This is a genomic window from Paenibacillus sp. GL_099_B, assembly GCF_057835695.1.
Window position 1 is genome coordinate 3,147,952 of sequence record NZ_CM174430.1, and the last position, 21,197, is coordinate 3,169,148.

General features: G+C 44.8%; 21 protein-coding genes, 1 pseudogene and 1 riboswitch. Of the genes and pseudogenes, 19 read left to right on the forward strand and 3 right to left on the reverse strand.

The window, feature by feature from the left end:
- The first annotated feature begins 163 nt into the window (after window positions 1-163).
- From AC3ITG_RS14520 to AC3ITG_RS14540, 5 genes are all read left to right on the forward strand, one after another.
- Window positions 164-1,294: an NAD(P)/FAD-dependent oxidoreductase gene (locus tag AC3ITG_RS14520; RefSeq protein ID WP_489254148.1), complete on the forward strand. Its 1,131-nt coding sequence runs from the start codon at window positions 164-166 to the stop codon at window positions 1,292-1,294.
- An 8-nt stretch (window positions 1,295-1,302) separates the two neighbouring features.
- Window positions 1,303-1,593 (forward strand): hypothetical protein, encoded by a 291-nt coding sequence (locus AC3ITG_RS14525; RefSeq protein WP_413378384.1) that lies wholly within the window; start codon window positions 1,303-1,305, stop codon window positions 1,591-1,593.
- A 46-nt stretch (window positions 1,594-1,639) separates the two neighbouring features.
- Window positions 1,640-1,738, forward strand: a riboswitch (TPP riboswitch).
- 117 nt (window positions 1,739-1,855) lie between these two features.
- Window positions 1,856-2,527: a thiaminase II gene (gene tenA / locus AC3ITG_RS14530; protein WP_413378386.1), complete on the forward strand. Its 672-nt coding sequence runs from the start codon at window positions 1,856-1,858 to the stop codon at window positions 2,525-2,527.
- Window positions 2,528-2,570: 43 nt separating this feature from the next.
- Complete coding sequence (locus AC3ITG_RS14535) at window positions 2,571-3,104, forward strand: GNAT family N-acetyltransferase (RefSeq protein WP_489254149.1); 534 nt, start codon at window positions 2,571-2,573, stop codon at window positions 3,102-3,104.
- A 49-nt stretch (window positions 3,105-3,153) separates the two neighbouring features.
- On the forward strand, window positions 3,154-4,053 hold the full coding sequence (locus AC3ITG_RS14540) for a TetR/AcrR family transcriptional regulator (RefSeq protein WP_489254150.1): 900 nt from the start codon (window positions 3,154-3,156) through the stop codon (window positions 4,051-4,053).
- A gap of 164 nt (window positions 4,054-4,217) precedes the next feature.
- Here the strand turns inward: AC3ITG_RS14540 and AC3ITG_RS14545 are convergent, their stop codons facing one another.
- Window positions 4,218-5,657 carry a DHA2 family efflux MFS transporter permease subunit gene (locus AC3ITG_RS14545; protein WP_489254466.1) on the reverse strand — a complete coding sequence of 480 codons (1,440 nt, stop codon included), beginning with the start codon at window positions 5,655-5,657 and terminating at the stop codon, window positions 4,218-4,220.
- Between the two features lie 281 nt (window positions 5,658-5,938).
- On the opposite strand from AC3ITG_RS14545, the gene AC3ITG_RS14550 reads away from it, so the two are divergent.
- On the forward strand, window positions 5,939-6,544 hold the full coding sequence (locus AC3ITG_RS14550) for a TetR/AcrR family transcriptional regulator (protein WP_413378392.1): 606 nt from the start codon (window positions 5,939-5,941) through the stop codon (window positions 6,542-6,544).
- 68 nt (window positions 6,545-6,612) lie between these two features.
- Here the strand turns inward: AC3ITG_RS14550 and AC3ITG_RS14555 are convergent, their stop codons facing one another.
- On the reverse strand, window positions 6,613-7,272 hold the full coding sequence (locus tag AC3ITG_RS14555) for a hypothetical protein (protein ID WP_413378395.1): 660 nt from the start codon (window positions 7,270-7,272) through the stop codon (window positions 6,613-6,615).
- A gap of 451 nt (window positions 7,273-7,723) precedes the next feature.
- Here AC3ITG_RS14555 and AC3ITG_RS14560 point away from each other — a divergent pair, with 451 nt between their 5' ends.
- The 3 genes from AC3ITG_RS14560 to AC3ITG_RS14570 all read left to right on the forward strand — a co-directional run bounded on the left by AC3ITG_RS14560 (window position 7,724) and on the right by AC3ITG_RS14570 (window position 10,205).
- Window positions 7,724-8,956: a cytochrome P450 gene (locus AC3ITG_RS14560; protein ID WP_489254151.1), complete on the forward strand. Its 1,233-nt coding sequence runs from the start codon at window positions 7,724-7,726 to the stop codon at window positions 8,954-8,956.
- A gap of 240 nt (window positions 8,957-9,196) precedes the next feature.
- The gene (locus AC3ITG_RS14565; RefSeq protein ID WP_489254152.1) at window positions 9,197-9,562 is read left to right on the forward strand and encodes an ArsR/SmtB family transcription factor; all 366 of its coding nucleotides are present in this window, start codon (window positions 9,197-9,199) and stop codon (window positions 9,560-9,562) included.
- 4 nt (window positions 9,563-9,566) lie between these two features.
- The gene (locus AC3ITG_RS14570) at window positions 9,567-10,205 is read left to right on the forward strand and encodes an NAD(P)-dependent oxidoreductase (protein ID WP_489254153.1); all 639 of its coding nucleotides are present in this window, start codon (window positions 9,567-9,569) and stop codon (window positions 10,203-10,205) included.
- Between the two features lie 43 nt (window positions 10,206-10,248).
- Here AC3ITG_RS14570 and AC3ITG_RS14575 read toward each other — a convergent pair whose 3' ends face one another.
- Window positions 10,249-10,524 carry a hypothetical protein gene (locus tag AC3ITG_RS14575; protein WP_489254154.1) on the reverse strand — a complete coding sequence of 92 codons (276 nt, stop codon included), beginning with the start codon at window positions 10,522-10,524 and terminating at the stop codon, window positions 10,249-10,251.
- 196 nt (window positions 10,525-10,720) lie between these two features.
- Here AC3ITG_RS14575 and AC3ITG_RS14580 point away from each other — a divergent pair, with 196 nt between their 5' ends.
- The 10 genes and pseudogenes from AC3ITG_RS14580 to AC3ITG_RS14625 all read left to right on the forward strand — a co-directional run bounded on the left by AC3ITG_RS14580 (window position 10,721) and on the right by AC3ITG_RS14625 (window position 21,164).
- Window positions 10,721-11,680, forward strand: a complete 960-nt coding sequence (locus tag AC3ITG_RS14580; RefSeq protein WP_489254155.1) for an ArsR/SmtB family transcription factor — start codon at window positions 10,721-10,723, stop codon at window positions 11,678-11,680.
- Window positions 11,670-12,518 carry a helix-turn-helix transcriptional regulator gene (locus AC3ITG_RS14585; protein WP_489254156.1) on the forward strand — a complete coding sequence of 283 codons (849 nt, stop codon included), beginning with the start codon at window positions 11,670-11,672 and terminating at the stop codon, window positions 12,516-12,518. The genes AC3ITG_RS14580 and AC3ITG_RS14585 overlap by 11 nt, the downstream gene beginning before the upstream one ends.
- A 163-nt stretch (window positions 12,519-12,681) precedes the next feature.
- Complete coding sequence (locus tag AC3ITG_RS14590; protein ID WP_489254157.1) at window positions 12,682-13,632, forward strand: glycoside hydrolase family 43 protein; 951 nt, start codon at window positions 12,682-12,684, stop codon at window positions 13,630-13,632.
- Window positions 13,633-13,950: 318 nt separating this feature from the next.
- A pseudogene (locus AC3ITG_RS14595) lies at window positions 13,951-14,055 on the forward strand (carbohydrate ABC transporter permease); the annotation flags it as partial.
- Window positions 14,056-14,071: 16 nt separating this feature from the next.
- Window positions 14,072-15,826, forward strand: coding sequence for a glycoside hydrolase family 2 protein (locus AC3ITG_RS14600; RefSeq protein WP_489254158.1), 1,755 nt, complete (start codon window positions 14,072-14,074; stop codon window positions 15,824-15,826).
- Window positions 15,827-15,882: 56 nt separating this feature from the next.
- The gene (locus tag AC3ITG_RS14605) at window positions 15,883-17,283 is read left to right on the forward strand and encodes a family 43 glycosylhydrolase (RefSeq protein ID WP_489254159.1); all 1,401 of its coding nucleotides are present in this window, start codon (window positions 15,883-15,885) and stop codon (window positions 17,281-17,283) included.
- Between the two features lie 160 nt (window positions 17,284-17,443).
- Window positions 17,444-18,475 (forward strand): ATP-binding cassette domain-containing protein, encoded by a 1,032-nt coding sequence (locus tag AC3ITG_RS14610; protein ID WP_489254467.1) that lies wholly within the window; start codon window positions 17,444-17,446, stop codon window positions 18,473-18,475.
- Entirely contained in the window at window positions 18,472-19,287 is an 816-nt protein-coding gene (locus AC3ITG_RS14615) for an ABC transporter permease (RefSeq protein ID WP_489254160.1), read from the forward strand. Before AC3ITG_RS14610 ends, AC3ITG_RS14615 begins: the two co-directional genes overlap by 4 nt.
- 132 nt (window positions 19,288-19,419) lie before the next feature.
- Window positions 19,420-20,094, forward strand: a complete 675-nt coding sequence (locus tag AC3ITG_RS14620; protein WP_489254161.1) for a response regulator transcription factor — start codon at window positions 19,420-19,422, stop codon at window positions 20,092-20,094.
- Window positions 20,091-21,164, forward strand: coding sequence for a sensor histidine kinase (locus AC3ITG_RS14625; RefSeq protein WP_489254162.1), 1,074 nt, complete (start codon window positions 20,091-20,093; stop codon window positions 21,162-21,164). Before AC3ITG_RS14620 ends, AC3ITG_RS14625 begins: the two co-directional genes overlap by 4 nt.
- The last annotated feature ends 33 nt before the right edge of the window (window positions 21,165-21,197 follow it).

The window sequence follows — 21,197 nt, forward strand, 5'->3', positions numbered from 1 at the left end:
ATTTTATTACATAAATAACATTAATTTAAACGGTCTATTCAATTCGATAACCTCTCATCGAAAACCTTTTAGGAATATGTATCATAATGTCGGTGCCTTGCCATTATCAGACCAAACAGTATACGCTATAATGGATACAGTGATTTAGGAAAGGGATGCAGTCATGAAGAAAGTCATCGTCGTAGGATCAGGAATTCTTGGGGCTTCCACAGCGTATCAACTGGCAAAACGGGGTGCGGAAGTTCTTATTATAGACCGGAAAGATCGAGGGCAGGCTACGGATGCTGCTGCCGGGATCATCTGTCCCTGGTTATCTCAGCGCCGCAACCAGGATTGGTATCAGCTCGCCAAGGCAGGTGCACGTTTTTATCCCGGATTGATTGAAGAACTCAAGAGCGAAGGGGAAACAGAGACAGGTTACGCTCAAGTGGGTGCTCTTAGTATTCATACGGATGTGGAGAAAATCAACAAGATGCAGGAGCGGGCACACCTTCGTAAAGAAGATGCACCGGAGATTGCTGATATTACTCGTCTGGATGCAAAAGAAACCCATGAGCGTTTTCCTCTTCTGGAGGAAAATGTTCAGTCAGTCTACATCAGTGGTGCTGCGCGTATCGATGGACGTGCACTGCGTGATGCCTTAATCCGATCCGCACAACGAAATGGAGCGGTCCTGATGGATGGGGAAGCGACACTTCAATATGAATCGGACCGAGTAACTGGAGTGGTTGTTGACGGTAAAGTCATATCGGCTGACGAGGTTATTGTGTGTGCCGGCGCTTGGGCTAATGAACTGTTGAAGCCCTTGGGCATTGATTTTAAGGTTCACTATCAGAAGGCGCAAATTATGCATTTGCAGGTTCATGATCGAGAAGACACTGGTAACTGGCCTGTGGTCATACCTCCTTCGGATCAATATCTGTTAGCCTTTGATCAACAGAAGATTGTGATCGGGGCGACTCACGAAAATGATATTGAAGGATATGATACAAGAGTAACCGCAGGCGGAATGCAGGAAATTTTGAATAAAGGATTGGAACTAGCTCCCGGTTTAGCTGATAGCACGTTTCTGGAAGTAAGAGTAGGCTTCCGTCCTTTTACACCGGGTTTTCTTCCGGTTATGGGTGCTGTTCCTGGTTGGAATGGCTTGATCACAGCCAACGGGCTTGGAGCGTCCGGTCTAACGATGGGGCCTTTTATTGGAAGTCAACTGGCCAAGTTGGCTCTTGGTATAGATTTGGATATCGATATTCAGCCATATGATCTTGGAAAAGCAATGGATGATCAGAAATGAGGTGAACCATGACGTATTCACAGCGCTTAACTCACGGCAACTCATCAGACATTATTTATCTGGAGCACCAAATTGGCATCGCCGAGGAGGAATTGGCAAAAGCCGAGGAAGAGCGGCGGACATACGAATCGGATTTAGATCAGTTAAGGACATCTCCAGCGTATCGTTCAACTTCTGCAACGAACATCTCGAATGAGCATAAATTGGTGGATGAGTTAAACAAGGTGCAAAGTATGATTAAGACCATCCGCACCCGACTTAAGAACTTGCAAGAAGATTTAGGGGAACTTGAAGATTAATAGGAATGGTTTGACATTTGGAAAAACACATGTTGTAATAAGCCTGAGCTATTTGCAGGGGGACTGTTCGCAGTTGAGAAGGTTAAAACCTGACCCTTTGAACCTGTTAGTTAATACTGACGTAGGGAGCAAATGACATGTACTCATGTTATTTTGCCCTTGCCGAAAATAGGACAAGGGCTTTTTGGTTTGCTTTTGGACAGGACGCGATAGCTTGATTTGAAGCTGGGACATTATGATTTTAATAAAAGGAGAAATGATCATGTCATTTTCAAGAACGTTAAAAGATAAGTCCATAACCGTATGGGAAGATGGATACAACCATCCCTTTTTACACGAAATGGGGAAAGGCACACTGGATCAGGAAGCGTTTAAGTTTTATCTTCTTCAGGACTATACATATCTGATTGAATATGCGAAGATTTTTGCCATGGGTGCGGTGAAGGCGACAGATGAAAAACTGATGACGAACTTTACGGTGATTCAACACGCTATTCTATACGAAGAAATGGATTTGCATCGAAATTACATGAATGAATTTGGGATTACGCTGGATGAAAATCATGCTGTCAAACCATCTCTTTACAACAAGGCCTATACGTCGAATATGATGAGTGTTGCACAAACAGGTGGGGTTGCCGAAATCATCGCCGTCATTTTCCCTTGTGCGTGGACGTATTACGACTATGCCACAAGATTAAAAGAACAATATCGAGATTCATTAGAGGGCAATTTCTATCAGACTTGGATCGAAAATTATGCAAGTGATGAATTCCGCGACTCATTCGAATGGTTCTATGATACACTGGATGCATTATGTGAACATAAAACAGAGCAGGAACTAGAGGCCATTGAAGACATATTCAGAAGAAGTGTTGAATTTGAATATCTGTTCTGGGATATGGCTTATAAAAGGCAACTCTCGTATTTCTGATGAATGAAATCTACTACAACCAGAGACAAGGATGAACATACAGATGGGCAATCATGGGGAACGCATCTATTTACGATTTTTGAACGTGGAGGACGCGGCATCACTGCTGGATTTGCAGTTCCGTAACCGGGCTGTTTTCGAAGAAATATCGGCAAGTGAACGATTGGAGACATTCTATACATTGGAGGGTCAGGTCGCTCTTCTTGAAGGTTGGAACAAGGCCAGGGAAGAAGAGAAACGTTACTCTTTCGGGATCTTCATGAACAATACGCATCAGCTCATTGGGGAGATTTCTCTGTTCGAACTTGAACTGGATTCCACAGCCAAATGGATTGTTGGTTATGTGCTTGATCAAGTGCAGAATGGCAAGGGATACATGAGTGAAGCCCTTCGGCTAGCACTGGATTTTGCCATGAATGAAGCGGGAATAAAACGAGTGGAGGCAGGCGCACTGCCCGACAATGCCGGATCGATTCGAGTGTTACGTAAAGCTGGCTTCCAGGAGACGGGCCACCAAAATATTAAAATCAGGGGAATAGGGAAGGAACATGTGATGTTTGCAGTGGATTTGCAGTAGATTATTAGATAGCGTAACGTGAACCACCTAAATCATCCAGGGGGAACTTATGAATAAACGGAAACAAATGTTATTGGACTCAGCGCTTGTGCTCTTTGAGAAACATGGAGTAACGAACACCTCCATACAAATGATCTTAGACAAGTCAGGTGTGTCCAAAGGAACATTTTATAAATTCTTTGGTTCCAAGGATGATTGTATTCTTGCTATTCTGGAGCAACGTGTACAGGAAGATATGATGATTCGCAAAGATTTGGAGAGCCAAAGCTATGCTTCCGATTTTGATTTACTGGTGGATCAGATTATGGTGCCGATGATTTTGCCAGAAAAAAAGCTTGTTGTGGAGCTATTCTGGACAGGCTTCTACTCTGGAGAATGCGATCTGAAAAATTTGACTCGCATGCAGTTAAATTGGTTATCTGAACGACTGGTACAGGTATTTGGGAAAGAATTAAAACCTTTTGCTTATGAAGGGGCTATTTTTGGTTTTGGCATGATCCATCAAATCTCGAACATGTGGAGAAACTTCCATCTTGACCAACCGGATTGGAACTATCTTGTGCCCAAAATCCTGAACTACATTGAAATCTTGCTTCGTTCCATGCTGGAAAGACAAGAGCATATTATTGATTTTCCAAGTCTTTTGATGATCGCTCCTGATTCCAAAGAAATAGTGTTGGATAAAAATAACCTGATTGCAGGTCTTCAGAAATTCAGTCATTCTATTCTCCAATTGGAAGTACCTATTAAAGCGAAAGAACTGACCAAAGGGCTGCTTGTTTTAGTTGAGCAGAAAGAGATCAATATCTCCATGTTGGAAGTAACGCTACAGGCGTTTCAAACGGAATTTGAATCGTCTTCTCTTCAGTGTGAGGCAAACAGGATTGTCAAAGATTGCAGATCGTATCTCGAACAATTCAGGCAGATCCTCATGGAGAGAACGAGTTAACGCAGCTGTTCTTACTTACGTGTGCAGGCAAATTGTTCATTTATATTATGTAATACACCACAAAAAAAGCGGCAGATTGGACGTAAAGCTTAGTGTCCTGATCTGCCGCTTTTTATATAAGATACAATAGACCCTACATAATGCAATTCATGTTAATGCTATTTTTAATTTGTATTCATCGAGACTTTTTGTCTTGCAGGCTGCTTGGAGTCTTCCTCCGTCGCTTGTTTGGTACGTTTGATGAAGAAGGAAAGTAGCAATCCGAGAACGGCAATGCCGATAATGACAACATAAGCATCATTAATTCCCTGGATCATGGATTCCATTCCCAACTGCTGCTGGGTTAAGCCTTTGGCTGCACCCGTTGCAACCATATCTTGAACATGTGCTGTTGTGCGGCTGGTCATTACACTTACGAGCAATGAAGTACCCACAGCGCCAGCTACTTGTCTGACGGTGTTGGATATTGCTGTACCGTGTGGTCCTAGTCTTGGTGGCAGTTGATTCAAACCTGCCGTTTGGATAGGCATCATAAGCAGGGCCATACCAATTCGACGACCTGTTGACATTAATACAAGGTAGGTATAACTAGTAGAATCCGTTAGATCGATAAAACCGATGGTGGTTACGATCGTGATAACCATCCCGATAATTGCCAGCCATTTTGCGCCAAACCGGTCAAACAATCTACCCGTTATCGGCATCAGGAAGCCCATGACAAGCGCCCCTGGAAGCAATAATAATCCGGACTCCAATGCTGTGTAACCTCGTGCATTTTGGAGGTATAAAGGAAGCAACATCATATCAGCATACATGATCATCGTGATCGCGATATTAATGATTGTTGTCAGTGAGAACATATTATACTTGAAAGCCCGCAGATCGAGCAGCGGATTTGCAGACGCGAGTTGTCTCCATGTGAACAGTCCAAGAGCAATGACTCCTGCTGCAATGCATATGATTACTTCTGCGCTTGACCATCCCAGACTTCCTGCCCGGCTGAAGCCATACAGCAATGCGCCGAATCCAATCGTGGACAGTAACACACTGAGTGTGTCGAACTTGAGATTGACTCGTTCCGATACATTTTTGAGATATACAAACGCAAAACCAATAACAATAACGGTTAGTGGGATCATCCCGTAAAACATCGTTTGCCATGTGTAGTTCTCAAGAATATATCCAGCAAGGGTTGGCCCAATCGCTGGAGCGAAAATGATGGCAAAGCCGACCATCCCCATCGCGGCGCCCCTTTTCTCAGGAGTGAACAAGGTAAGAATGACATGCATTAACAATGGCATGATAATACCAGCACCGGCTGCTTGAACCATACGTCCTGTCAACAATGTACCGAAATTACTCGCAAGGGCAGATATAATGGTACCGATGAGGAAAATAAACATCGAAGCTTGAAATAATTGCCGTGTCGAAAAGCGTTGCATGAAATAGGCCGTGATAGGAATGAGTACACCATTCACCAGCATGTAGCCTGTCGTAAACCATTGGGCTGTTGCTGCCGAGATATTAAAATCACCCATCAGCTCCGGAGTTGCCACACTCATAACGGTTTGGTTCAATGTGGCAAGAAATGCACCCAAAATCATAACAAACAGTATGGGGCCCTTTTTTACGTCATCTCTTTCTTTTAATCTAGCCTGGCTCAATCCATTCCATCCTTTCAATCCACACGTGACTAAATTTACAACGTGTTGTATAGTTTACATTGTATCTATTGAATTATATACATATTCCCGAAGATTACAATTTACGATTTTGGGTATTTTCGTTGCTTATTTTACGAAATAATAAAATATGTCGTCTAATTCGGAAATAAACGACTGATCATTTAAAATTGTAATTTTTAAAATTTGAGGAGTGATATTGTATGAAAAACGAAAAGAAGTCTTCTACAGATCCTCGTATACTTCGCACAAGACAGTTGATTCGTGATGCTTTTGTAGATCTGTTGCAGGAAATGGACATCGAGAAATTGTCCGTCAACCGGATTGCAGAACGAGCGACGATCAACCGTGTGACCTTCTATCTGCATTATCGGGACATCACAGACATGATGGAGAAAATGGCGGACGAGATGATCGAGCACATTGAACGAATTGTGGACGAATATGCTCCTCAATTTGAAGATGCTGCCAAAGACGATGGTTGGCCAGTGCTTGTGAAATTGCTTGAACACTTTGCTGAACATTCCAAATTCTATCGCGTCGTTCTCGCTTCCAGACGAACCCCCATTTTTACGGAGAGGCTCATGAAATTACTAACGACACTCGTTTCGGCCAAGATCGAAAGCTTGGAGCTGGGAAGCTCTCTTTCACAAGCGGGTATTCATAAGGAAATCGCTATCTGGTACAGTTCCTCAGCTCTGATTGGTACCATTGTATCCTGGCTTCGTAATGACATGCCCTATGCACCGCATTTCCTTGCCAAACAGTTCTCTTTAATTCGCGCTTATTCTTACAATGACTTGATATAACAAAAAAACATCCAGCTATAGTCAGACTCAACTATACGCAGATGTCTTTTCAACAGACTATAAATGGGCTAATCTCCTGTCGGAGTTCGTAATATCATATACAGCCCGATGAGTGCTGCCAGAGCACCAAAAATGATGCCTGACAGTCCATTGTAAAATGTAGGATCTCCTTTGTATGAGAATGACATGATCGCAGTTTGTGTTAATGAAAGTGAGATCAATGATGAAGAGAAGTTCGTCAGTTTGATGGCTTCAATGACCGGTTCATTATTCCGTCTCGCCATAATGGCGCCCCCAAGAGATACCGCGATTTCGGTAAAAGTAACGGCAGCTATGATGAAGGCGACATAGTGAGGATAATGTGTTTTGCTGCCTGTAACGAATAATAACTTACTGCAATAAATGATGTACACCGTACTTGAAGCGAGCACAATATTGCCTATAAATCGGTATGCCGCGTATTGTTTTTTTAGGATTTCCTCCGGGCTGGAATCATCAAGATTCGAGTCCTCATGTGCTTTTGCTGCGTAATACTTGGCAACAGCGATGCCAATATTATAAAAGGCGTTAATGCATAAAAAGAAGGAGAGCGTAAAGATTCCTAAAAGTATTTTTCCAACTGCGATAAGGGCATTAAGTGGAATAGATAATTTTGCAAAGTAGATAATGCGATTATTTTTAACTTTAAAGACAGATTCTCCTCTATTCACTGGACGTATCCAATTCACTGTATCCCTCCCGAACGTAACCCCGATGTGCAAAGAATGAGTCTAGTGTTCAAGCATACCATAGTAAACCATATGGTCTACGTATGAGGTTTAGACATGTTCATCCCTGTCTATCTGTAATCCCAGATTAATGATGTTTTCATTTCTTGAGCTTGTTTATTTTGCCCAAAAGTACATAACCCTTAAGAACTTAATTCTCGTCATTAAATATACGAATAGTATAAAAATATACCTTGAATTATCCAGATTATGAATATAGTTCGAAAGTTTCATTCCAAATAATATACGATTAGTATAAAATTGGTTGTGCGCTGAACTGTCAATTCATGTGCCAACAAAGGAGGAATCAAAGGGAGGCGAAGAACTGAAGTGGCGCTGGGGATGATTATCAGAGGCATGGAAGAAATCCCTCTTTCCTTTGGATAAAATAGTTCGAGAGGCGGTGTACTGGATGTACAAAGAAGTGATTCGTGTTCACGATATTACCAATTTCCAGTCCAGATCGGAAGAGTTTTTTCCTCTTCACTGGTTTCGGAAAATGTTGTCAGAGAAACCTGTCTACTATCATGAGGATACGGACACATGGAATGTGTTCAGATATGACGATGTCAAGCAGGTACTAAGCAATCATGAATATTTTTCATCCGAAGGCTCAAGAACAACCATTTCAGTCGGAGCTAAAAACAAGGAAGGCACACCGCCGGACAAAATGAATATTTCGAGCATAGATCCTCCGCGTCATCAAAAAAGCCGTTCGTTGCTCTCAGCTGCTTTTACACCACGCAGTCTGAAAAACTGGGAGCCACGGATTCGGAACATTGCGAAGCAACTGGTGGAGGATATCGAGCTCAATACAACGATCGACATCGTGCAAGCACTGGCAGCACCATTGCCTTCCATGGTTATGTCTGATTTGTTGGGCATACCGCTGACGGACAGCCACCGCTTCAAAAGTTGGGTAGATATTCTGTTTCAACCCGCCAATAGAGAAAATGCAGAGGAAATGGAACTGAAAAAGCAGGTCGCAGCACAGGAGTATTACCAGTTCCTGTACCCTATTGTCGTTCAGAAACGGACTCAGCCTGGCGACGATATCATTACAGATCTGTTGAAAGTGGATGTGGACGGCGAGAAGTTTTCCGATGATGAGATTGTTCGAACCACCATGCTTTTGCTCGGTGCTGGTATCGAAACAACCAGTCACATGGTATCTAATACATTTTATTCTTTTCTCTATGATGACCCCAACCTGTATGTGCAATTACGAGAGAACCCTGAGCTGATCCCACTTGCGGTGGAAGAGATGCTTCGTTATCGCTTCCATAATGCCAAGCGACATCGGACTGTTAAGAAGGATAATGATCTCTTGGGTGTAGAATTGAAAAAAGGGGATGTCGTTATCTCCTGGATGAGTGCGGCGAATATGGATGAAACCATATTTGAAAATCCGTTCGACTTGAATATTCACCGTCCTAATAACAAAAAACACCTCACCTTTGGGAATGGTCCGCATTTCTGTCTGGGTGCTCCACTGGCGAGAATGGAATTAAGTGTTGCTTTGACCGCGTTTGTAGAAAGGGTACCTTTCATCGAATCGGTTGAATCATTTGATTTGGAAAATAACCTTACCGTCTCGGCTCCAGGCCAGTCTCTGACGTACTTGCCTGTGAAGATTGTGCACTAGGAGAAAGATTAATATCATACAGTCAATATATAAAAGCCGTGATTGGATGTTTAACAACAAACAATCACGGCTTTTATAACGTTCAAGGTATTTTCCAGAAATGTCTGGCCCGGCTATATTCATTTTCAATAAACGGAGATCTTGTTCATTCGTCTCGATTATCTTTCCCAATGATTATTTAGTTGTTTTTTGTGCTAGGATGGTTCGTAGAATTAAACCATTTGACAGAGGGGAAGGTTCGTGGCTAAACAGGATCGCATGAAAAGATTGGCAAGTGAATTCAACGATTGTCTACAAGCACTGGTTGCTATTGGAGATCAGACACGTCAATCCATTATTATGGCATTAATTCAGAGTGAAATAGACAGTGATCGGGGAATCCGTGTGGGGGATCTGGCCAAACAGACAAATTTATCTCGTCCAGCGGTCTCCCATCACCTGAAGATATTAAAAGATGCAAATCTTATTGAAGTAAGTCGGGAAGGCACCATGAATTTTTATTTTCTGGATATTACGAAAAGTGATTTTTCGAAGCTTAGAGTACTTTTTGGTAATATTGAAGCCTTTCTTAATGAATTTCAGAACGAATCGTCCAAAGGGGAGTGAGTATGTGAATATCATTATTTTTGGAGCAACCGGAAGAACAGGAAATGAACTGATGTTACGAGCGCTGGAAGCGGGCCATACGGTTACTGCATTTGTCAGAAATCCATCCAAGATTAGTGTATCGCCTCGTAATCTGAGAGTGGAGAAGGGTGAGGCAACCCGTTATTCGGATATCAACGATGTGCTGAGCAAGGAGAAATATGACGCAGTTTTCTCTGTGTTGGGTGCCAAAGGAATGTTCAGAAGGGACTTGCCCTTGATCGATGCCATGAAGAACATCGTTCAGGCGGCGGAGAATAACGATACCGGGAAACTCATTCACGTATCCTTTATCGGTGTTCATCCAGACGCAGGGAAACTGGGCTTTTTATACAAGTACATCATCCCCACATTTATGACGAACTTGCTTCGTGATCACAGGGAAAAGGATGCAATCATCACCAGCAGCAAGCTCAATTGGGTTTTGATCCAACCTCCGGTTCTTACATCGGATGCACACAATGGAAACTATATTCATGAGGCAGAGATTCATGGGGATAACTCACGCAAACTGAAGCTGTCCCGTAGTAATTTGGCTGAATTTATGCTAAAGCTGGCAAATGATCATACGTATGATAAAACAGCTGTTTACGTAACAGAGTAGAGAGGGACTTACAAGAGCATCCATTCCATATTATATGAGAAGATCACATTAGAGGAGTTTGCGATGAAGACTCGAAGTGGTCTTCTTTTTGCGACATGTCGCTGTTTCCGTTGGGAACGGAAAACTGCTGAGCGAGACGCTGCTGTTCCTTGATGAGCAGATCGACTTTATGGTGCAGATGGTCCAATTGTTTGTTGTAATGCTTGTAGGTATAGAAACCAATCACAGCCTTAATTGCGAAGAAAATGACAGCTGCCGCAATAATCAATATATAGTTAGAAGCAATATGCCTGATCCAACTGTTGATTTCACTTATCACGTATAACCTTCCTTTCGCAAGAAATGCAAGAAATGCAGATTACTTCTATTCATTGCCTATACTATAGGAAAGATTACGTGGAAAATGTTCTCAAATGATTTCTTTCGCAAGCAGGATGGAACATGGCAACATTGTGTTTATTCCTGTTATTAAGTAGAATTATTTTAATTAATATTTTCCAAAGGAGAGCAAATACGTGCTGGAACTCAGCTTTAACGACCCGGAAAAACTGGTAACTGTAACCCATGCCCTGTCGACTCGTTCCCGGATTGACATTCTCCAGCTTCTTAATGCCAACAAATTAAACATTATCGAAATTGCCGAAGCACTTAACCTGCCGGTGTCAACGGTAGCCAACCATATTAAAGTGTTGGAGGCAGCCAATTTAATACATACGGAAATGCTCCCAGCTTCTCGAGGGGCCATGAAGGTTTGCAGCCGCAATTATGATGATATTCATATCGCCCTGGATCGAGTGACTTCCTTTCCCACACGGGATACAAATGTCTATGAAGTACAGATGCCGATAGGACATTACAGCGACTGTGAAGTCGCGCCAACATGCGGCATGGCGAGCACGGAGGACATGATTCTGAAGGAAGACGACCCGGCAAGCTTCTATCATCCTAAGCATATTGATGCTCAGATCATCTGGCTGGCAAAAGGTTATCTGGAATATCTGCTTCCGATGGATATTCCGCAAGGTGCAACGATTGAAGCTTTGGAATTGTCCATGGAAATCTGTTCTGAAGTAGCAACCTATAACAATGATTGGCCCTCGGATATTTCCGTTTGGGTGAATGGCACTGAGATCGGGATGTGGACTAGTCCCGGAGATTTGGGCGACCGCCGAGGTAAACTTAATCCGGCATGGTGGTCTGATGGTTCCACACAATACGGCATTCTCAAAAAGTGGCGTGTGGACGACAACATGACCACGCTGGACAAGGAGAAAATTTCGGATGTATCCCTGTCAGATCTTCATCTTGAGGATAAACCCAAGTTAAGATTACGCATTGGAATCCATCCGGATGCCAGGCATCAGGGAGGCATTAACCTGTTTGGCGATGAGTTCGGGGATCATGAACAGAACATTATTATGCAGGTAAGGTATACGATGAATGCGGGTGATAAGGATGCGAGATATGCCAAATAACGGTACTTCATGTATCGTGAGTATCGAGCGTTTTAAACCGAACTTGTTTCATCTGGAGAAGGGTGAAGGTATATTCAAGTCCCATTCACATGCTTATGATGAATTGACACTTATACTGGATGGAGAAGGGTATTACAGTTCACCAGAGCAGAATGTCAAAGTAGTTGCGGGTGACCTTATTATGATCCCGCTAGGGCTTTATCACGGTTATGTGTGTACCGAGCCATGGCAGGGCATTTCCGTGCATTATTATCATGACTACCTGCCCGTGCATTGTCGATATCTCTTCAATGGGCAGGACCATCAGAGGAATCGCATTCAGCTTGCCCATCTCAATCAAGATAGTCTTCGCTGGGCAGATATCAGTTTATCCGAATTGGAGAAGGAGTGGCGGTCCGAAGACAAGCGGAGCATTGACTCCAATCATTTAATACGTCTAGCGCTGGAGACAGCACTGCTACTGTTCCAGCGAAATTGCTCAATCGAAGCTCCTCATCCTGTGATCGATCCAACCGGTCAAGGTATCATTCAGGAAGTCCTGAAAGAGATTCATTCGGCATACTACACGCCGATTACAGTTAGTGAATTGGCCTCTCGACATTTCCTGTCAGAAAGCAATCTGCGAAAGAAATTCACGGAATCGGTGGGGGTTTCTCCGAAGCAATACATTATCAATCTTCGTGTAATGGAAGCCAAACGGCTGTTACAACAAACCAACAAAGCGGTTGAAATGATATCTTCGGAAGTAGGGTTCACTTCGTCCAGCCGATTTTATGATTATTTTGTCAGATCTGTCGGGGTTACCCCACTGGAATGGCGGATGCAAAGCATTCAGTAAAACTTCAACAGGAAAAACCGTCTCCAGGATGTTTTTTTTCGACCGACGAAATCGCTTGAAGGTTGTCTTTTTTCACAACCGAATTAAATCGTTTTCACAATTGTCTGCAAACAAATCCTGCCAGATAATAGAAAATAGCACGACATGAAGGGAGAGAATAGAGATGACAACCAGTACATTTTGTAATCCGGTGGCACTGCAATCCGCAGACCCTTGGGTCTACAGGCACTCCGATGGTCATTATTATTTTATGCGTACGCGCTCCAATTACCTGGAGCTTATTCAGTCCACCCGATTATCTCACATTGACGAAGGCAATCGGAAAATCATCTGGTCACCGGAGCCTGGCGGGCGTTTCAGCCATCATTTGTGGGCACCAGAAATCCATTTTTTGAACGGAAAATGGTACATATACTATACGGCCAATGATGGGGGAGGGGACGATTCACGGCGGATTTGCGTGCTGGAGAATGAAAGCTCGAATCCCATGGATGGCGATTGGGTATGGAAGGGGGCCCTGGACACTCCTGTCCCTGGTCTGGATGGTACCGTGCTGAAACTGGATGGTCAACTCTATTTTCTGTACGCAGGCTACGGTCATTTTCCGGAATATGGGTCAGCGATCTATATAATGCGGATGTCTAACCCTTACTCTTTTACAGGTGACCATGTGCTGTTAACAGCGCCGACCCTTTCCTGGGAAAAGCAAGGCGGGATGGCGATTAATGAAGGCCCGGTTACGCTGCATCGAAATGGACGAGTTTTTCTGATTTTCTCGGCCAGCACAACCTGGTCGGAAGATTATGCACTTGGCATGTTGACCATGAATGAAGAAGATGATCCGATGCTAGCCTCATCATGGACCAAATCCCCGCAGCCTGTTTTTCGGAAGAGTATGGAAAATGGTGTATATGCCACAGGACACAACAGCTTTACTACATCACCGGATGGTCTGGAAGACTGGATCGTATTTCATGCCCTTCCTGCGCCGGGTGCAGATACCGGTTTACGGGCAACGCGCATTCAAAAATTTGAATGGAACAGGGATGGAACACCTGATTTTGGTGTGCCTTTCAGCGATGATCATGCGCTTCAAATTCCATCGGGAGAGTAAGACATAAGACTCGAGAATAGTGGATAGGTATGCCTATAGTTACAATTATTTTGTAATTAAAAAGCAAAGCATATAAATACTTTGGTGAAAACGCATGCTGTAATTAGGCGAAGAAAGTAAAAAATATGTTGGCTTCAAACTGGGTTTTACCGCATTGAAACAGCATTTTAATGGAGTTTCCCAGTGAATAATTAACTTTCTCATGCTGTTTGAAGGGAAAGTAAGCAAGAATACCAGACGTATTTTATTACAAGAAAATAAATTGAAAACGTTGACATCTAATTATTGTGTAATTATACTTTGATTCAAATACAGAACAAATATTGCACCATTGTTGTGTCCACCATTCCAATACTGATGGTATATCCTTTCCTACAAAAGTACTTTGTAAAAGGAGTATACATCGGTTCAATCAAAGGCTAATAGGAGTGATTTACGTATGAATAAAGACAAGATGACACTGACACCACGCCCGGAATACCCTCGCCCTCAGTGGGTGCGTAACCATTGGATCAATCTGAACGGAACTTGGCAGTTCGAAATGGATCATGGCAAAAGTGGGAAAGAACGCGGTTATGAGCAGTCCGAACATCCCCTCTCTGGAACAATCACTGTTCCGTTCTGTCCAGAGAGTAAGCTGTCAGGGGTGGCATATACCGATTTTATGGCAGCAGTATGGTACAAACGGGAATTCTCAATCCCGGATACCTGGATGAATGGACGCATTTTGCTTCATTTTGGCGCTGTTGATTACGAAGCCGAGATCTGGGTCAACGGGAAAGCCGTTGGCAAGCATCGGGGAGGCTATTCGCCATTCCATTTTGATATCACATCCCATGTTTCATTGGGAACGAATGTAGTCACGGTTTATGCGGAAGACGATGTGCGTTCTGGACTTCAGCCGCGAGGCAAACAGAGCGGACGATTCCACTCACATGGCTGCGATTACACGCGGACTACCGGCATCTGGCAAACGGTATGGCTGGAGCAGGTGCCAGAGGTGTATCTCTCCGACATGAAAGTCGCGGCTGATCCGGATAATGCATGCGTGCACCTGGACGTGAAGATATGCGGTAACGCTGCTGGAGGGGAACTGGCTGCAACTGCCTGCTTTGACGGCAAGGATGTTGGATCGGCAACGGCGGTTGTTCATGGACCTGCTGTGAAGCTTACCGTCCCATTATCCGAAATCCATTTATGGGAGCCGGGGAATGCCAAACTGTATGACTTGGAACTGAAGCTGCATGGGCAGGATCAGACCAGCGACACGGTTGCCACTTATTTCGGACTGCGGACAGTGAGGCTGGACGGCATGGCATTCCGCATCAATGAGAAGTCTGTTTTTCAGCGGCTTGTGCTGGATCAGGGCTTTTACCCGGACGGGATCTACACGGCACCCAGCGACGAGGATCTGCGCAAGGACATTGAGATCTCCATGGAGCTTGGCTTTAATGGAGCCAGATTGCACGAGAAGATGTTTGAGCCACGTTTCCTGTATTGGGCTGATCAGCTTGGATACCTGGTATGGGGAGAACACGCCAACTGGGGACAGGATATCACAACGACCGAAAGTCTCGCGCGGTTCCTGCCGGAATGGATGGAAGGCATGGAACGTGACTTCAATCATCCATCGCTTATCGGCTGGTGTCCGTTCAACGAAACGTGGGATCGTGATGGAACCCGGCAGGATAACGACGTGCTCCGCATTGTCTATGAGATGACTAAACGTATGGACCCGACACGTCCAGTCATTGATACCAGCGGTAACTTTCATGTAGTGACGGATATCTTCGATTTGCATGACTATGATCAGAACCCGGAAACGTTCCGGGCCAGATATGAACCGATGAAAAGCGGCGGCGAAGTGTTCAATACCTTTCCGGAGCGGCAGACGTATGAAGGACAGCCTTATTTTATTAGCGAGTATGGTGGCATCTGGTGGAATCCGGATCAGCAAGATGAAAAAGCTTGGGGGTACGGAGACAGACCACAATCCGAAGAAGCTTTTATTAAACGTTATGAGGGACTAACCAATGTCCTGCTGGACCATCCAAAGATGTTCGGGTTTTGTTATACCCAGCTATATGATGTGGAACAGGAAGTGAATGGACTCTACACCTATGACCGGCGTCCCAAATTCAATCCGGAAACGATTCGTCGCATTAATTCCCGCAAGGCTGCCATCGAAGATTGAACGTTGAACTTCAGAAGCGCGCATGATTCATAATCCTATAGGGAGCGTGACTGTAGATGAAAATAATGAATTACAGGAACAAATTGTTGCTGGCCTTATGTGCATTTCTTATTTTCCCAATGGGACAGACGACGCATGCAGCTACCGTTCAGAATAACTTCTACAATGTGGTGATGCAGGATGGAGCTGATCCATGGGTATACAAGCACACAGACGGATTCTATTATTTCACTAAAACAACAGGTGGTAATGTTACCATCTGGAAGTCAGCTCAATTAACAACCATTGATGCGGCTCCAACCACAGTTGTTAATACCGGCTGCTGCGGCATCTGGGCCCCTGAGCTTCATTACATCAACGGTGCATGGTACATCTATTATGCCAAGGATAGTGGAGACAACGTAAATCACCGCATGTACGTTATGGAAAATACATCAGCTGATCCCACACAGGGAACCTGGCAATACAAAGGACAGATTACGGATCCCAACAACAAGTGGGCTATCGACGGGACGGTATTACAGGTGAACGGACAGCTCTACTTCATCTGGTCGGGCTGGGAAGGAGATACGAATGTAAGGCAAAATCTGTACATTGCCCAAATGAGTAATCCCTGGACTATCGATTCAAATCGCGTGGAAATTGCACGACCAACCTACGCCTGGGAAACCAATCATTCCCCGAATGTAAATGAGGGACCGCAGGTGATCGTTCGAAACGGTATCATCAGTCTAGTGTACTCGGCAAGTGGCAGTTGGACCAACGACTATTGTCTGGGGCTTATTACCGCTAACGCCTCAAGCAATTTGCTGAATCCGGCATCCTGGAGCAAGCGCACTCAGCCTATCTTCCAATCCGGCAACGGCTTGTACGGTCCGGGTCATCATTCTTTTACGAAATCACCTGACGGGACTGAGGACTGGATCATGTACCACACAGCGAAATTCAATAATTCCGGATGGAATCGTGAGATCCGCTTACAGAAGTTCACCTGGAATGCCGACAATACACCGAATTTGGGTACACCGGTGAATCCCAACGTACCTATTGCTCTACCTTCGGGAGAAAAGTCAATCGTTCGATATGAAGGAGAAGAGGGAACCTTTGGTGGGATCGCTTATGCATCCCAGAGTCCTTCTGGTTCAGGCGGCATGAAAGCTGGTCATATCGATACGGCGGACAGCTATGTAGAATTTAACGTCAATGCAGCAACTGCGGGCACATATATTCTCCTGGCGAGGACAGCGAATGGCACAGCAGGCGGCAACTGGTCCAACCTGCTGCTGAGTGTGAATGGAGGCACAGCCAGTCCTTTCTACATTACGAACAAGGGATGGGAGAACTGGGGACTGTCTACAGCGAGAGTTCAGCTAAAGGCTGGTGTGAACAAAATTCGCTTCTCCAAAGGTGAAGGATATGGAGAACTGGACTTCTTTGATATCAAACCTGCAAATTAGAGTATTATAATCCGATTCGAACCCTGCCGGTGTCCATTTGGACCTTGGCGGGGTTTTGTGATTTGAAATTGAAAACTTTCCGATTCCATTCATATTCAGTTCATAAAAGTACGATATTCTTCCCCTATAAACGATATGGGAGGAACCACAATTGACAAACATACAGCAAAGAACAACAAGTAATGAACTTGGAGATTGGGCCATTGAAGCAGAGGGGCTTGTAAAAATCTTTGGAGATAAGCGTGCAGTGGATGGTGTGAATCTGAACGTGAAGGCAGGTACGATCTATGGCGTACTGGGCCCGAATGGAGCAGGGAAAACAACAACCATTCGGATGCTGGGCACGCTGCTTCGGCCCGATGGAGGATCAGCCAAAATATTTGGACATGATGTGGTGAAGGAGTCACATATCGTACGCCAGCTAATTGGACTTACAGGACAATACGCATCGGTTGACGAGTCACTTAGTGCCAACGAAAATTTGATGATATTTTCACGGCTGCTGGGTCTTGGCCGTGCAGAATCGAAACGCAAGACTGCTGAGCTGCTCGAAGAGTTCGGCTTGACGGAGGCGGCGAAACGTCCGATCAAAGGGTTCTCGGGAGGCATGCGCCGCCGTCTGGATCTGGCAGCAAGCCTTATTGCTCAGCCGCCGCTGATCTTTTTGGACGAACCGACAACTGGACTTGACCCACGGACACGTGCACAGATGTGGAATACGATTCGCCAGTTGGTCAAGACCGGTTCAACGGTGCTTCTGACAACACAATATCTCGATGAAGCGGATCAACTGGCCGATCGTGTTGCCGTAATTGATCAGGGCCATGTTGTGGCCGAAGGCACAGTGGATGATTTGAAAGCCTCCGTTGGCACTGCATCACTTCAACTGCGCATCCAGGAACCGACACGGATTGAACACGCCCGTCAGATTGTGGAGCAGATCCTTCGCACAGAATCCAGCGTATCGGCGGAAGCAGGGAAGATTACTGCACCGATGGCAAATGCGAATATTGCAGCAGATCTGCTGATTGCCTTCCGTTCCGCAGGCATTGATCTGGCAGAGATGAGTGTCCAGAAACCTACACTTGATGAAGTATTTCTTACCATTACGGGCCAAGATGCGAGTGGCAATGCGTCTCATACGTCTCATACGTCTCAAGAATCAAAAGCAGTGGAGGAGTTGCAAGTATGAACAATACAATAGCGAAACAAAACCCAAGCCGTAAGCTGAGAAAATACACAAGCTTTGGGCAAACCGTCCGGAATTCCTTAACGATGGCTTATCGCGGGATCTTGAAGGTTAGACGAACACCAGAGCAATTATTCGATGTTACGCTACAGCCAATCATTTTCACATTGATGTTTACGTACATTTTTGGTGGTGCGATCTCGGGAAATATTCAAGCTTATTTGTTGGTCATTATTCCGGGTATACTTGTGCAGACGGTAATTACAAGCTCAGTCGTTACTGGTGTGCAATTGCGTGAGGATATGGATAAAGGGGTATTTGACCGATTCAAATCATTACCTATAGCACGTATTGCGCCACTGGCCGGAGCATTGCTGGCAGACACGATCCGCTATACCATTGCAACATTCCTTACCTTTACAATTGGATATTTATTAGGATATAGCCCTGCAGGTGGATTGGGTCATGTCGCCATGGCAGGATTGCTGGTTATTGTGTGCGCTTGGGCCATCAGTTGGATTTTTGCTTTTCTCGGTGTTATTGCACGTACAGCGTCCAGTGTACAAGGGATTTCCATGCTTGTGTTGTTTCCGCTCACCTTTGCTTCGAACGCTTTCGTTCCGGTAGATACGATGCCGAATTGGCTTCAGTGGGTAGTCAATGTCAATCCGATATCCCATTTGGTCTCGGCTGTACGAGAATTGGCGAATCAAGGGACAATGGGCACAGATCTGGTGACTAGCCTTGCCGGAGCTGCGGTTATTGTAGCTATTTTTGCACCATTGACAGTACGTGCATATATGCGCAGAACGTAATTGGAAATCATCATATTTTGCTAAAAAAGTGTAGCATGTCAGGAAAGAGATGTTATGCCTTAATGGTATAAGGTCTTTTTCTTGACAGGATGTGGAGTATAAGGCAAGGTTGAAAAAATGGAGGTGGTCACTTTGACAAGCATATTGGTCGTTGATGACGACCCGCATATCCGAGAGCTGGTTGGACATTTTTTACAGCAGGAGGGTTTGCACGTAATCGAGGCTGTTGACGGTTTGGATGCACTGCGATTACTCGCTGACCATAAGGTCGACCTCGTCGTTCTTGATATTATGATGCCAGGCATGGACGGATGGGAACTCTGCCGCCAGTTGCGGCAGCAGACGGATCTGCCGCTGCTGATGTTAACGGCAAAAGGGGAAACCTCGCAGATCATCAAAGGTTTTACCCTTGGGACGGATGATTATCTGGTGAAGCCTTTTGATCCGCTGGTGCTGGTTGCACGGGTGAAGGCTTTATTGAAACGATATCGGATTATGACTTCACAAGTGATCCTGCTTGGTGAACTGGTCCTGCGGGGTGATACGTTTGAGTGCAAGAAAGGTGATCAGGATATTGTGTTGCCACGCAAGGAATTTGAACTGCTATTCACCCTTGCGAGTTACCCTGGCAAAACCTTTACCCGTGATCAGTTAATCGAAAAGATCTGGGGTTATGATTACGAAGGGGACGAGAGAACGATTGATGTGCATATCAAGCGACTTCGTGAACGGTTTCCGGAGGAAGAGCATGCTTTCGGCATTCGTACTATGCGAGGTTTGGGCTATCGCCTAGAGGTAAGGCAATGAAGCAGGAGGCTGGATTTCTTCATATTGCCAGAAACGTCATTCTGGTATCTCTGGCCCTGTTTGCCTGCTGGACAGCAGCTTTCTACCTTACGAGATATGTGTATTCCTTTATCCCATGGGAACCGCATGAATTGCTTGCTTTTCTGATCAATGCCATGCTCGGGTTCATTTTCTTTGGAATATGCATTACAATCATCGGTCCGCTAGTTAAAGGCAGGCAGTATGAATTTTTTAATGAGATGATTCAGGCATTGAAAAGTATTTCCCGGGGCGATTTTCGTGTGAATCTGGATGCGGAATTTGCCAATAGAAACGGGAGACAGAGAAATCCCCACCCGTTTGTCCAGTTGGTTGAAAGCATCAATGACATGGCGGCAAATCTCAAAGTGATGGAAGATCTGCGTCAGGAATTCATCTCCAATGTATCACATGAGATCGGATCACCGCTCACGTCAATCAGTGGCTTCGCCAGAGCGCTGAAAAATAAAGATATGGACCAGGAGAAACGGGAAAAGTATCTGACGATCATTGAGACGGAATGTGTTCGTTTGTCCAGACTGAGTGATAATTTAATGAAACTCGCCGTTCTGGATTCATCCGATCACGCATCTCATAAAACATCTTACCGATTGGATCGGCAGCTGGTGACCCTGGTTCTGGCCTGCGAACCCCAATGGGATGACAAAAAAATTGATATGAATGTAGAGCTGGAAGAAGTTGAAATCTTTGCTGATGAGGACTTGATGATTCAGTTGTGGATCAACCTGATTCATAATGCAATCAAGTTCACGCCAGAAGGCGGTAAAATTGATGTTTTCCTTACACAAACTGAAGGCAAGGTCAGTGTACGTATTACTGACAGTGGACCCGGAATCACAAAGCAGGATCAACTTCGTATATTTGAACGGTTCTACAAAGCGGATCAATCCCGTACACGTGCCTTGGGCGGCAGTGGGCTCGGCCTTTCCATCGTGCATAAAATTGTGGAGATGCATGATGGCACTGTCTCTGTGTTCAGTGAGTTGGGAGAAGGTGCGACATTTACTGTACAACTACCGGTCCATTCATAATAATAAAAAGGGTAATTGATGGACGTTGTCCGT